This window comes from Nocardia amikacinitolerans, from assembly GCF_900215415.1.
GTDB lineage: Bacteria > Actinomycetota > Actinomycetes > Mycobacteriales > Mycobacteriaceae > Nocardia > Nocardia amikacinitolerans.
The window spans coordinates 109,509-122,358 of record NZ_OBEG01000002.1; the positions used below are offsets into that span (position 1 = coordinate 109,509).

Here is a 12,850-nt window from a genome sequence, read left to right on the forward strand (position 1 = left end):
TCGGCCGAAGCCTCAGCGCATGCCCTTGACCCGGCGGCCGAGCTCCCTGGTGACCTCGCGTTCGGCGGTCCGCCGCGCCAGATCCTGGCGCTTGTCGTAATCCTGCTTACCTCTGGCCAGCGCGAGCTCGACCTTGACCTTGCCGTCGGAGAAGTACATCGACAACGGCACCAGCGTCTGGTTGCCCTCGCGCGACTTGCCGACCAGGCGCTCGATCTCGCGCTTGTGCAGCAGCAGCTTGCGCACGCGGCGCGGCGCGTGGTTGGTCCAGGTGCCGTGGCTGAACTCCGGAATGTGCAGCCCGCGCAGCCACACTTCGCCGTTGTCGACCGTGGCGAAGGCGTCCACCAGCGAGGCCTTGCCCTCCCGCAGGCTCTTGACCTCGGTACCGACCAACGCGATCCCCGCCTCGTAGACGTCGAGGATCGTGTAGTTGTGCCGCGCCCGGCGGTTGGTCGCGATGACCTTGCGCCCCTTTTCCTTCATAACGGTCAACTCTAAGTGACGCGGCAACCGTTTTATTCCGCGCTCCGGCTACGGCCGGGCGAGACCGTCAGCCGCCGGGTCGCAGCGCGATGTAGAGCACGAGGACCGCGACGAACGCGGCGAGCATGAGCAGGGTGGACAGGCGCGGGCGGCCGAGGTGGACGGGAGTGCGCCGGCGACCGAGCCACACCGACTCCACCGCGTCGTCCATCGGGCCGTGCGGCGCTAGGGCGGGGGTGTCGGGCGGCGGCGATCCGCCGGACGTTTCGGGACCGCCTTCGGGCGGGCCATCACCGGGTGCCATGCCTGCACGGTAACCGCCCCGGCGGGAAGTTACCGGCGCAACCCCTCGGGGTGTTGTGATTCGGTGACGTTCGGCCGCTCACCACGTGGTTTCGGCCGCGCTCGGCTTGTGAGAAACCGTGTCCCGATCCGCGCGGGAATGCCGAGTCCGGCGACCCGCACCCGTCAGGCAAGCCGACGGCCGAACACCTCGCTGCCCGCACTCGTCGCCGGATCCACGGTGACGACCCGGAGATCGACCGCACCCGGAGTCAGGTCCATCACCATGAAGCCCAGCTGGTGGTAGGTCTCGTACAGCGCGGGCGTCCCGGCGCCGCTCGGTGTCACCCGCGGCTCGGCGCCAACGGTTTTCGCGGCCGCGCCAGACACCAGCTGGCGGGTGCCCTTGGTCGCCGCGGTGGGTTCGAGCACCTGGAGCGAGTGATCGTGGCCGGACAGGATGAAGTGGCACTTGCCCACCACGTGGTCCTCGAAGAACCGCTTCACGTGCACGCCGTTGATGGGCTCGATGGACAGGCCCTCGTAGTTGCCCGCGTCGCCGTGCGGGCCGTTGTTCAGATACGGGTGGTGCGTGCACGCGATCTTCCAGCGCGCGGGCGATTCGGCGATCGCCCGATCCAGCCAGGCGCGCTGCGCGTTCATGAACTCGCCGTCGACCGCCCAGTAGGGCGCGAACAGCGGCGGCAGGTAGGCGGCGAGCGGGTTGAGGTCGAGCACGAAGAACTCGACCACCGGCTGCTCTTCGGGCACCCGAACGGAGTAGTAGCGGCTGGGCATCCACCAGCGCGGCGAATTGGCGTGGTACTCGACCTCGTGGTTGCCGCGCAGCAGCCAGCCGCCGTCCCCGCCGATGAGCGAGCTCGTGTCGTGATTGCCGAGCACCATCGCCCACGGGAAGTCCAGCCCGGCGTTCGGGTGCTCGAACTTGCTCGCGAACTGCGCGTCGGCGCCGCCGTTCGGGCCGCTGTCGTAGATGTTGTCGCCGAGGCCGACCGCCAGCGAGAACGGCTCGCGCGCGTGGAAGGCCCGGGCGGCGTCGGCGGCCGCCCACTGCGCGCGCGTGCCGGTGCCCGCGTCGCCGGTGACGAGCACGCGCACGGCGTCCTCGGCAGGGAGCCCGAACTTGGTGACGCCCGCCGCGACCGGAACCGCTCGAGCGGGCGTCAGCCCGACCAACGACGCCCCGGCCGCCACCGCGGCGGCACCCGCCAGCAGTTCCCGACGACCGATCCCCTGCCCACCACTCATGCCGATCCTCCGCCACTCCGATATCCCCGACCATCCTGGCCGATACCGGCGGAGCCGTCGATTTGAGGGGGCACTATTTCACAGTTCGCCCACCGAAGAGTGGGAGCCGTTACTCCGCGGCGAGCACCTCGAGCACCTGCTCGCCGTACTTGGCGAGCTTGTTCTCGCCGATGCCACCGATCGCGCCCAGCTGCGCCAGGCTCGCCGGCTTGCGGGTGGCGATCTCGCGCAATGTCGCGTCGTGGAAGACGACGTAGGCGGGGACGCCCTGCTCCTTGGCGGTGGCGCCGCGCCATTCGCGCAGCTTCTCGAACAGCGGCACATCGGCGGCCGCGAGGTCGACCGCCGCGGCCGCCTTGGCCGTCTTGGCAGACCGCACCGGCTTGCCGACCCGCTCCGGCTCGCGGCGCAACCGCACCTGACGGCCGTCGAACAGCACCTCTTGACTGGCCTCGGTCAGCGTCAGCACGCCGTAGTCGCCGTGCACGGCGAGCAGCCCTTGCGCGAGCAGCTGCCGGATGACCCCGCGCCATTCGGTATCGCGCAGATCGGTGCCGATGCCGAAGACCTTGAGCTCGTGATGGTCGTACTGGAGCACCTTGGGGTTCTTCTTGCCGAGCAGGATGTCGACCAGATGACCCGCGCCGAAGCTCTGACCACGCTCACGCTTCAGGCGCAGAACGGTGGACAGCAACTTCTGCGCGGCGACCGTGCCGTCCCAGGATTCGGGCGGGGTGAGGCAGGTGTCGCAATTGCCGCACGGCAGACCGCTCTGCCCGAAGTAGGCGAGCAGCTGCGTGCGACGGCAGGCCACGGTCTCGCACAGGGCCAGCATGGCGTCAAGGTGCAGTTGCAGCTGCCTGCGGTGCGCGGCATCGCCTTCGGAGGAGTCGATCAGCCTGCGCTGCTGCACCACGTCGTTGAGTCCGTAGACCATCCACGCGGTCGACGGTTGACCGTCGCGTCCGGCGCGGCCGGTCTCCTGGTAGTAGCCCTCCACCGACTTCGGCAGATCGAGATGCGCGACGAAACGCACGTCGGGTTTGTCGATCCCCATGCCGAAAGCGATGGTGGCGACCACCACCAGCCCGTCCTCGCGCAGGAATCGCGCCTGGTTCACCGCGCGGGTGCGGTTGTCCAGACCCGCGTGATACGGCACCGCGCCGATACCGTTCTCGTTGAGGAAGGCCGCCGTCTTCTCCACCGAATTGCGCGACAGGCAGTAGACGATGCCCGCGTCACCGGCGTGCTCGGCGCGGATGAACTCCAGCAGCTGGCGTTCCGGCCGGTTCTTCGGCTCGATCCGGTACTGGATGTTGGGCCGGTCGAAACTGGCGACGAACCGCCGCGCCCCGCCCAGATCGAGGCGCTCGATGATCTCGTCGCGGGTCTTCTCGGTCGCGGTCGCGGTCAGCGCGATGCGCGGCACGTCGGGCCAGCGCTCGTGCAGCATCGACAGGCCCAAGTAGTCGGGGCGGAAGTCGTGGCCCCACTGCGACACGCAGTGCGCCTCGTCGATGGCGAACAGCGCGACCTTGCCGCGATCGAGCAATTGCGCGGTCGACTCCAGTCGCAGCCGCTCCGGCGCCAGATACAGCAGGTCGAGCTCACCCGCGAGAAACTGCGCCTCCACCGTGCGCCGCTCGTCGGGAAACTGCGTCGAGTTGAGGAAGCCCGCGCGCACGCCGAGCGCGCTGAGCGCGTCCACCTGATCCTGCATCAACGCGATGAGCGGCGAGACCACCACGCCGACGCCGGGCCGCACCAGCGCGGGCACCTGGTAGCACAGCGACTTGCCGCCGCCGGTCGGCATCAGCACCAGCGCGTCCCCGCCCGCGATCACGTGCTCGACGATCTCGGCCTGGTCGCCGCGGAAACTGTCGTACCCGAAGACCCGGCTCAGCACCTCCCGCGACCGTAGAACCTCTTGCGCCGCAGCACTTTCGGCGCTCGCGGGAGCGCCTGGGCCGGTCACGTCGACGGGGAGGGCTTCGGGGGGATTCACGCCGCCCATCCTACGAGCGACCCCCGACCATCGCGCCGCCGCTGCACGCTGAATCCGGCCGTATGGGCCGAGTTCTCCACATGGGGACAAACCGATTCCGCCGGGCGCGGCGGCCCGCTCGCGCACACCGCCCGCCCGCCGGACGTCGTCCTATTCGCGCACGTAGTACCGCAGCGTGGCGTAGGCGGCCACGGCAGCGACCAGGATGCCGACAGGCAGAATCGTCAGCGCGACCGTGGCGATGTCGTCCCCGGTGATCCGCGGGAACACATTGCTGTCGAACAGCGGCCCGAGCGCACGGTCGATGACCAGCGGCCTGGCGACGAGCAGCCCGAAGATCGCCAGCACCGAACCCGCGACCGCCGCGACCACGGCCTCGAGCAGGAACGGCAGCTGGGTGTACCAGCGCGTCGCACCGACCAACCGCATGATCCCGACCTCGGTGCGCCGGGTGAACGCCGCGATCTGCATCATGTTCGCGATCAGCAACAGCGCCGCGAGCGCCATCACCACGGCGAGGCCGAAGGCCGCGTTGCGCAGGCCGTCGAACAGCCGCAGCAGCCGGTCGACGAACTCGCGGTCGTTGGCGACGGTGCGCACGCCTTCGCGGGCGTGATAGCTGTCGTAGATCCGCTCGTACTGGTCGCCGTCGGTCATCTTGACCCGCATCGAGGCGGGCAGCGGCGTCTCCGAGATGTACTGCACCATCTCCGGCTGATCGGCGAAGAGCTTCTTCGCCTCCTCCAGCGCGGCGGCGCGATTGAGGTATTGCACGCTGACCACGCCCGAGGTGTTCTTCATGTCGGCCAGCAGCGAGCGGCACGGATCGGTGGCGCAGTCCGGGTCGTTCGCGGAGATGTTCTCGTCGAGGTAGAAGCGCACCTCGAGGCGACCGGTGAAGTACTGCTCGGTCTTGTCGGCCATCCGCACCGACAGCAGGCCGCCGCCGAGCATCGCCAGCGACACCGCGGTGGTCAGGATCATCGCGACGGTCATCGTCACATTCCGGCGCAGACCGGTGGCGACCTCGCTGAACAGGAAACTCGCGCGCATTATCGATCCACTCCGTACACGCCGATCGCGTCGTCGCGCACCAGGCGGCCGCGGTCGAGCTCGACCACCCGCCTGCGCATCGCGTCGACGATGTGGTTGTCGTGGGTGGCCATGACCACCGTGGTCCCGGTGCGGTTGATGCGCTCGAGCAGCATCATGATGTCGCCGCTGGTGTCGGGGTCCAGATTGCCGGTCGGCTCGTCGGCGAGCAGTACCAGCGGCCGGTTCACGAACGCGCGCGCGATGGCGACCCGCTGCTGCTCACCGCCGGACAACTCGCTGGGCAGCCGGTCGGCCTTGCCGCCGAGACCGACCATGTCCAGCACCTCGGGCACCGTGCGGTCGATGAACTGGCGGCGCTTGCCGATCACCTCCAGGGCGAACGCGACGTTCTCCTGGACCGTCTTCTGCTGCAACAGCCGGAAGTCTTGGAACACGCAGCCGATCCGCTGGCGAAGCTTCGGCACTTTGCGTCCGGGTAGCCGATCGACTCGGAAGTCGGCGACGCGGATCTCCCCCGCGTTCGGCGATTCCTCCTTGAGGAGCAGACGCATGAAGGTCGACTTGCCTGAACCGGACGGTCCGATGATGAAGACGAACTCGCCCTTGTTCACATCGACCGTGATGTTGTCCAGCGCGGGTCGCGTCGACGTCTTGTACGACTTGGTGACGTTCCGCATGGTGATCACGGGGAGCCAGTGTAAGCGGCTGCCTCGCCTGCGCTCGGCCCGGCGCATGTTTTCGGACGGACTTCGTCCGGCTCCAGCCATCTGGCAGCTAAACCCGCGCATCCACCCGAGATACGCAGCTACCATCCAGCCCGGAGCGGCGGCTACTTCCCGGCCTGCTCCGTATTCGCCACTGCCGGTACGGCGTTCACGACCTGGGTGATCCCGATCGCAGCCGGTTGATCAGGCTTGACGAACAGGTACAACACGAATGTCGCGATCCAGGCTGCCCCGAGGATCGCGGTCGATTTACGTGGTTTCACTGATACCTTCCCGGCGCAAGGCCGCGGCCACTCGGACCCTCAGCTCGCGTCCGACCTCGAACTGCTTACCCGGCAACGTCCGGGCAACCATTCGGATGTTCATCTGGTCCATCGTGAGGTCGTCCACGCCCATCACGGTGGGTTCGTCGAGCAGCAGCGGCTCGAGCCTGCGGTCGCGGAACGCTTCGGCTCCTACCTTGTGCAATATCTCGTTCACCCGGGTGATGTCGGCGCTGGCCGCCACCGGAACGTCGATCGCGGCGCGCGCCCAATCCTTCGACAGATTGGTCACTTTCACGATCTGACCGTTCGGCACGGTGATCACCTCGCCGTCGGCGTTGCGCAACGTGGTGATCCGCAGCGTGACGTCCTCGACCGTACCCTCGGCCACCTCCGCGGCTCCAGTCACGGCGATGCGAACTACGTCACCGAATCCGTACTGCCGCTCGGTGATCAGGAAGAACCCGGCCAGAATGTCCTGCACGATGCGCTGTGCGCCGAAACCGAGCGCGGCGCCGAGCACCGCGGCGGGCGCGACGAGTCCGGTCACCGCGAAGCCGAGACGCTGCAACACCTCCATGCCGACCAGCACGTAGACGATGGTCAGCACCACCCAGGTGAGCACCTGGGCCAGCGCGTGCCGATGCTTGGCCGCCTCGGTCCGCACGAGCGCGTCGCTGCTGCGGAATCCGGCGTCGATCTTGCTGGTGACCCGGTCGCGCACGAACGTGGCGAATCGGCTGAACAACATCGCGCCGAGGATCAGCAGCACGATCTCCAGGCCGCTGGAACGCAGCCACGCCGTGGAATCCGCGGCGGACGCCGCCGCGATCACCGCGACCATCCCTGTTGCCGTTTCACACCATCCGCGACACGCACGCCAGACAGGCTACAACGGAGCACCGTTCCGGGCCGCGCGTCGCACCGGAATGCCACGCACCACAAACTAATTCGCCTGCTCCCGCGTGCCGCGACTGCCGAAACAGCTCACTGGTTCTGGCTTTCCCGCATGCGCCACCGGATACCGGACTCGATGAAACCGTCGATGTCGCCGTCCAGCACGGCGGTCGGGTTGTTCACCTCGTGCGCGGTGCGCAGGTCCTTGACCATCTGGTAGGGGTGCAGCACGTAGGAGCGCATCTGGTTGCCCCAGGACGCGCCCTCGTTGGTCTTCAGCGCGTCCATCTCGGCGCGCTCCTCCTGCCGCTTGCGCTCCAGCAGCTTGGCCTGGAGCACGCGCATGGCCGAGATCTTGTTCTGGAGTTGGGATTTCTCGTTCTGGCAGGTGACGACGATGCCGGTCGGGATGTGCGTGATGCGCACCGCGGAGTCGGTGGTGTTGACGCTCTGACCACCGGGCCCCGAGGAGCGGTACACGTCCACCCGGATCTCGGTCTCGGGCACCTCGATGTGGTCGGTGGTCTCGACCACCGGAAGCACCTCGACCTCGGCGAACGACGTCTGGCGTCGGCCCTGGTTGTCGAACGGGCTGATCCGCACCAGGCGGTGGGTGCCCATCTCGACCGAGAGGGTGCCGTAGGCGTAGGGCGTCTTGACCGCGAAGGTGGCGCTCTTGATGCCCTGGCCCTCGGCGTAGGAGGTGTCGTACACCTCGACCGGGTACTTGTGCCTGTCCGCCCAGCGGATGTACATGCGCATCAGCATCTCGGCCCAGTCGGCGGCGTCGTCGCCACCGGCGCCGGAGCGGATGTTGACCAGCGCCTCGCGCTTGTCGTACTCGCCGGAGAGCAGGGTGCGGACCTCCATCGCCTCCACGTCACCGTGCAGCGCGGCGCGTTCGGCGTCGGCCTCGGCGAGGGCCTGGGTGCGGGCCTCGCCCTCCTCGCCCTCGGCCAGCTCGTAGAGCACCGGCAGGTCGTCGAGCCGCTGGCGTAGCTCCTCGACCCGGCGCAGCTCGCCCTGCGCGTGGGACAACTCGCTGGTCACCTGCTGGGCGTGGTCCTGGTCGTTCCACAGGTCGGGATCCGCCGCCTGGTGCTCGAGCTCGTCGATGCGGCGGCGCAGTTCCTCGATGTCGAGGACCGACTCGACCGTCTTCAGCGTGGCGTCGAGTTCGGCGAGATCAGCGGAAACATCAGGATGCACGGTCTACTAGGCTACCGGTCCCGGTCGATACCACGAAAAGCGCGCCCGCGATTTCCCGGCACACCTCAACCGGAGACCGCGCGCAGCTGTCCCGGGCGGCGACCGGCCAACGCGTCCAGCGCCGCGGCCGTGGCGTCGTCGGCGGGGAGGTGGACGATGATCTGCTGGTCGTCGTCGGCGAACAGGTCGAGGGTCTCGTAGGCCAGCCGCAGCGGACCGGCCGTCGGGTGGGCGAGCCGGGTGATGCCGGTGGCGGCGGGCAGGCTCGGCACGCTCGCCACCCGGTCGGTGAACTCGTCGCCCGCGACGACGGTGAGTTCGTCGGCGAGCGCCGCGATGGCCGGGTCAGCACGGAACGGACCCTGCTTCAGCGTCGCGACCTGCTGGTCGGCCACGTGGTCCCAGTCCGGATAGACCTCGCGGGCGCGCGGGTCGGCGAAGACGAAACGCGCGAGGTTGGCGAAGGGGTCGGCGTCGAGCAGGCCCGTCGGACCCATCAGCCTGCGGTAGCCGTCGGTGCAGGCCAGCACCTCGCCGAGCCGGTTGATCACGACCGCGGCCGCCGGGTCCAGATGATCGAGCATCGCGCGCACGGTCGCGCGCACCTGGCGGTTCGGCTGCGCGTCGCCCATGCACGTGAAGCCGGGGTCGGTCTTGGTCAGGCGATGCAGGTGGATGCGTTCGCTCGGCGCGAGCTGGAGCGCGTCGGCCAGCGCGGCGAGCACCGGCGGCGACGGATGACGGTCGCGCCCCTGCTCCAGCCGGGTGATGTATTCGACACTGACCCCGGCCAGGGTGGCCAGCTCGGCGCGGCGGAGTCCGGGGGTGCGCCTGCGCGGTCCGGCGGGCAGGCCGACACGCGCGGGAGTCACCGCCTCGCGCCTGCTGCGCAGGAACAGGCCAAGCTCGTTGTCGCTCACCCTTCGAACGGTACAAGCGGTGGCCGCCGCGAGGGTGGCCCTGCCGCTACCACTCTCCGCGCGGCCTTCCAGCTCCTTCCGTACCCCAGCACAGTGAGACATGGCGGTCGCACCGGCCGCACTCGATGCACAAGGAGAACAGCAATGTCGTCACTCAGGCTCGCGGTGATCATCGGCAGTGTCCGGGAAGGACGGTTCGGTCCAACGGTGGCCTCCTGGTTCGCCGAGCAGGCCGCTCGGCACGGCGGCTTCGAGGTCGACGTGATCGACCTCGCCGACGCGGACCTGCCGCTCGCGCTGCCCGCTGTCCCGCCCGCCATGGAACCGAACCCGCCACGCCCTGAGGGCATGGTCGATCTCAGCGCGCGGCTGGCCGCCGCCGACGCCTACGTCATCGTCACTCCCGACTACAACCGCAGCTACCCGGCCGCGCTGAAGGCGGCCATCGACTGGCACTTCACCCAGTGGGACGCCAAGGCGATCGGGTTCGTCGGCTACAGCGGTGGCAGTGGCGGGCTGCTGGCGATCGAGCACCTTCGACAGGTCTTCAACGAGCTGAACGCGCACACGGTCCGGGAGTACGTGTCGTTCCCGCGCTACTACCTGCTCTTCGACGAAGCGGGCCGGTTGCGTGAACCGGACGAGCCCGCCGCCGCCGCGCAGACGATGCTCGACCGGCTGCGGTGGTGGGCGGGCGCGCTGGCCGCGGCGCGGACGGCATCGGTCGCCGCATGAACCGCTAAGGTTTGCGGACGTGGCTGCTCACTCCTCTGATCTGGAACTCGCGTTGCGGCTGGCCGACGCGGCCGACTCGATCACCAAGGCGCGGTTCGGCGCGCTGGACCTGAAGGTGGACGCGAAGCCGGACCTGACACCGGTCTCCGACGCCGACCTCGCGGTGGAGCGGGCGATCCGCCACACGCTGACGCACGAACGGCCGCAGGATTCGGTGCTCGGCGAGGAGTTCGGCGGCGACGCGGAATTCGCCGGACGGCAGTGGGTGGTCGACCCGATCGACGGCACCAAGAACTTCGTGCGCGGCGTGCCGATCTGGGCCAGCCTGATCGCGCTGCTGGAGGACGGGGTACCGGTGGTCGGCGTGGTGAGCGCGCCCGCGCTGGCGCGGCGCTGGTGGGCGGCGGCCGGTTCGGGCGCCTGGACCACGTTCCATCCCGGTGCGCCGCACCCGATCTCGGTGTCCGCCGTCGCCGAGCTCGACTCGGCGAGCCTCGCCTTCTCGAGCCTGTCCGGCTGGCGCGAGCGTGGTATGCGCGAGGACTTCCTCGCGCTCACCGACGACGTGTGGCGAGTGCGCGGCTACGGCGATTTCTTCAGCTACTGCCTGCTCGCCGAGGGCGCGGTCGACATCGCCACCGAACCCGAAGTGTCGCTGTGGGATCTGGCCGCCCTCGACATCTTGGTCCGCGAGGCGGGCGGGGTGTTCACCTCGCTGTCCGGCGCGCCGGGACCGCACGGCGGCGACGCCGTCGCGACGAACGGGCTGTTGCACGAGGCGGTGCTGTCCCGCTTCGCGCACTAGCGGACGCAGCCGGACGCAGTCCGCCAACAGCCCGCGCATGGCCGGAGCGAATGCGGAGGTACGCCTGATCAGCTCAGCAGCTTCTCCATCAGGACGACGCGATCGGTGCCGTGGAATTGCGGCGGCAGCGTTGTCTCCCGCAGCTCGGTGAAACCCTGTGCGGCGTAATACTTCCGGAGCGCCCGGTTGTCCGCTGCGGTGTCCAGCCGCTGGCGGTCGAGACCGCGCGCCAGCGTACGTTCGGCGCAGAACGCGAGTGCGCGCGCGCCGAGACTTCGGCCGCGGTGGCCCGGCGCGACCATGAGTCCGTGCACGTACCCGGCTTCGATCTCGTCGGGACCCCAGAAGTCGGGGTCGTGCCAGATCAGCCGCACGGCGGCGAGCACCTCGCCGGTCGGCTCGCGCCGCACGTACCATTCGCCGCGCGCCGCCTCCCGCGCGAGGATCGCGACGGGGTACTCGCCGGGCAGCCACTGCGCGATGCCGTTGTTCACCATCCAACGCGCCAAGCCATCGCGCATGGCGATGATGGGTGCGGCGTCGGCCGTGGTCGCCGGAACCATCTCGAGGGGTTCGAGCGCTCGGGAATCCACCATGCCCGCCAACCTACTTGGCGCGGGGACGCCGTAGGCGCAGGTTCCGGCTATCGCCGCCGTTCGTCCGCGGGGGTGAGGTCGAGACCGGGCGGCGGGCGCAAGCGGCGCAGGGCGCCGTCCATGCTCGTGACGTACAGCGCCCAACCGTCGCCGTCGCGCACGATGCGCACCGAGGTCGCGCCGTCCGGCGGATTGCGGAACGGCCCCGGTTTGATCAAGCCGGAAATGATCGCGCATGCCGCGCCGGTGGCGGTGTCGACCTGGTAGACCGCGCCCAGCGCGTGGTCGGCGACGAACAGCAGGCCGTCGCGGGTGGCCTCCATGTCGTCCGGCAGGGCCAGCAGCTGCGGAATGCCGGTGACGACGCTCCAGCTGTTGGGCGCGTCCAGCGGGATGCGGAAGATCTTCAGTTCCAGGCTGTCGGTGAAGATCGACCGGCTGTCGGGGGCGAGCGCGAGTCCGTTCGTCAGCGGCAGCGCCGACCACGTCTTGGTGTACTCGCCCGTGGACGGGCGGTAGCGCGAGATGCCGGTCGGCGGCGCCTTGATGCCGATGGTGGTGAACAGCAGGTCCCCGTCGGGGAGCACCAGCAGGCCGTTCGGTCCGTTCAGGCCGGTCAGCAGGACCTCGACCGCGCCGGTATCGATGTCGTAGCGCTGCAACGTGCCCGGCGGGGCGTCGAGGCCGTCGCCGGTCAGGAAGTACACGGAGCGGCCGACCACGCGGACGCCCGCCGGGTGGTCGAGCCCGGTGAGCAGCGGTTCGAAACGGCCGGACGCGTCGACATGGGCGAGGAATCCGTCGAGGATGCCGGTGACGTAGAACCCGCCCGCACCGTCGCTGTCGAGATTCTCCAGATTCCCGACACCTTCGACCACGGTCTCCGCGACCCACCCCTGCGCACACGACGCGGGCACGAAATCGGCGCTCGCCGTGGGTGTTCCGATGACCATTCCGGCCGCGATCGCCAAGAGCGCTGCGCCGAAACGGTTACTCCCCATCCCTGAAGACATGCGGCATACGCTAATGCTCCCGAGTCGTTTTCGCGCGAGCCTGTCACGGGCGGCGCTCGTCCATCTGGTCCGAGCCTCGGTTCGACGAAACAGCGGTCGACTCCGCGGAACCACCGCGCGACGGCGGCCCCGCAGAGCCGCCCGCATCAGCCCGCGCTACCCGGCCGCGCGGATCCGGTCCCCGATCCCGACGCCGAACCGGACCCACCGGACCCCGAACCCGCCGACCCGGACGGGATCCCGACCTCGCCCGAACCGAGGTCGATGCCCGTCCCCGCCTCACCCGAGCCCAAGTCGAAGACCGGTGCGCCGGAACCGAAATCGACGCGCGGTGGGCCGCCCGGATTTACATCGATGGGCGTCAAGGGCAGTCCGGGCGCGGCGCTCGCGACTGGTGCGCCCAATCCCATCACCAACGCGAACCCGGCTGTTACCACAAGCCTTTTCATGAACAAGACCTCCATTTCGGGGGCAGACGATGTGCCGCCACCGTAGCCGAATCCGCAGGGTTGTGAAGCACATTCGTTTCACTATTGGGCAATCGTGAGGTATCACTGAAAAAACCGCGCACACCTGGGATCGAGAGGTG

14 protein-coding genes are annotated in these 12,850 nt (G+C 69.1%); 2 read left to right on the forward strand and 12 right to left on the reverse strand.

Annotation, left to right across the window (positions count from 1 at the left end; all coding sequences use genetic code 11):
- Positions 1-12: 12 nt before the first annotated feature.
- The 10 genes from smpB to CRP45_RS08875 all read right to left on the reverse strand — a co-directional run bounded on the left by smpB (position 13) and on the right by CRP45_RS08875 (position 9,112).
- The gene (gene smpB, locus CRP45_RS08840; RefSeq protein WP_043729939.1) at positions 13-486 is read right to left on the reverse strand and encodes an SsrA-binding protein SmpB; all 474 of its coding nucleotides are present in this window, start codon (positions 484-486) and stop codon (positions 13-15) included.
- Positions 487-553: 67 nt separating this feature from the next.
- Positions 554-790, reverse strand: coding sequence for a WLR motif membrane protein (locus CRP45_RS33260; RefSeq protein WP_143861391.1), 237 nt, complete (start codon positions 788-790; stop codon positions 554-556).
- A 164-nt stretch (positions 791-954) separates the two neighbouring features.
- Positions 955-2,037, reverse strand: coding sequence for a metallophosphoesterase (locus CRP45_RS08845; RefSeq protein WP_097244719.1), 1,083 nt, complete (start codon positions 2,035-2,037; stop codon positions 955-957).
- 109 nt (positions 2,038-2,146) lie between these two features.
- Positions 2,147-4,051, reverse strand: coding sequence for a DNA helicase RecQ (gene recQ, locus CRP45_RS08850; protein ID WP_425436925.1), 1,905 nt, complete (start codon positions 4,049-4,051; stop codon positions 2,147-2,149).
- A 141-nt stretch (positions 4,052-4,192) separates the two neighbouring features.
- A complete protein-coding gene (gene ftsX, locus CRP45_RS08855; RefSeq protein WP_067792032.1) occupies positions 4,193-5,095 on the reverse strand; it encodes a permease-like cell division protein FtsX in 903 nt (300 codons plus the stop codon).
- Complete coding sequence (ftsE, locus tag CRP45_RS08860) at positions 5,095-5,784, reverse strand: cell division ATP-binding protein FtsE (protein WP_097244720.1); 690 nt, start codon at positions 5,782-5,784, stop codon at positions 5,095-5,097. Before ftsE ends, ftsX begins: the two co-directional genes overlap by 1 nt.
- 143 nt (positions 5,785-5,927) lie before the next feature.
- Positions 5,928-6,086, reverse strand: a complete 159-nt coding sequence (locus CRP45_RS35385) for an Rv3103c transmembrane domain-containing protein (RefSeq protein WP_483869971.1) — start codon at positions 6,084-6,086, stop codon at positions 5,928-5,930.
- The gene (locus CRP45_RS08865; protein ID WP_097244721.1) at positions 6,073-6,930 is read right to left on the reverse strand and encodes a mechanosensitive ion channel family protein; all 858 of its coding nucleotides are present in this window, start codon (positions 6,928-6,930) and stop codon (positions 6,073-6,075) included. Before CRP45_RS08865 ends, CRP45_RS35385 begins: the two co-directional genes overlap by 14 nt.
- Positions 6,931-7,073: 143 nt before the next feature.
- Complete coding sequence (gene prfB / locus CRP45_RS08870) at positions 7,074-8,192, reverse strand: peptide chain release factor 2 (RefSeq protein ID WP_067792023.1); 1,119 nt, start codon at positions 8,190-8,192, stop codon at positions 7,074-7,076.
- Between the two features lie 65 nt (positions 8,193-8,257).
- Positions 8,258-9,112 carry a helix-turn-helix transcriptional regulator gene (locus CRP45_RS08875; protein ID WP_097244722.1) on the reverse strand — a complete coding sequence of 285 codons (855 nt, stop codon included), beginning with the start codon at positions 9,110-9,112 and terminating at the stop codon, positions 8,258-8,260.
- A gap of 144 nt (positions 9,113-9,256) precedes the next feature.
- Between CRP45_RS08875 and CRP45_RS08880 the strand changes: the two genes are divergently transcribed.
- Both CRP45_RS08880 and hisN read left to right on the forward strand, forming a co-directional pair.
- Positions 9,257-9,847, forward strand: coding sequence for an NADPH-dependent FMN reductase (locus CRP45_RS08880; RefSeq protein WP_097244723.1), 591 nt, complete (start codon positions 9,257-9,259; stop codon positions 9,845-9,847).
- Positions 9,848-9,866: 19 nt separating this feature from the next.
- Complete coding sequence (gene hisN, locus CRP45_RS08885) at positions 9,867-10,652, forward strand: histidinol-phosphatase (RefSeq protein WP_097244724.1); 786 nt, start codon at positions 9,867-9,869, stop codon at positions 10,650-10,652.
- A gap of 68 nt (positions 10,653-10,720) precedes the next feature.
- Here the strand turns inward: hisN and CRP45_RS08890 are convergent, their stop codons facing one another.
- Both CRP45_RS08890 and CRP45_RS08895 read right to left on the reverse strand, forming a co-directional pair.
- Positions 10,721-11,248, reverse strand: a complete 528-nt coding sequence (locus tag CRP45_RS08890; protein WP_245910029.1) for a GNAT family N-acetyltransferase — start codon at positions 11,246-11,248, stop codon at positions 10,721-10,723.
- Positions 11,249-11,295: 47 nt separating this feature from the next.
- On the reverse strand, positions 11,296-12,261 hold the full coding sequence (locus tag CRP45_RS08895) for an SMP-30/gluconolactonase/LRE family protein (RefSeq protein ID WP_097244725.1): 966 nt from the start codon (positions 12,259-12,261) through the stop codon (positions 11,296-11,298).
- Positions 12,262-12,850 lie beyond the last annotated feature (589 nt).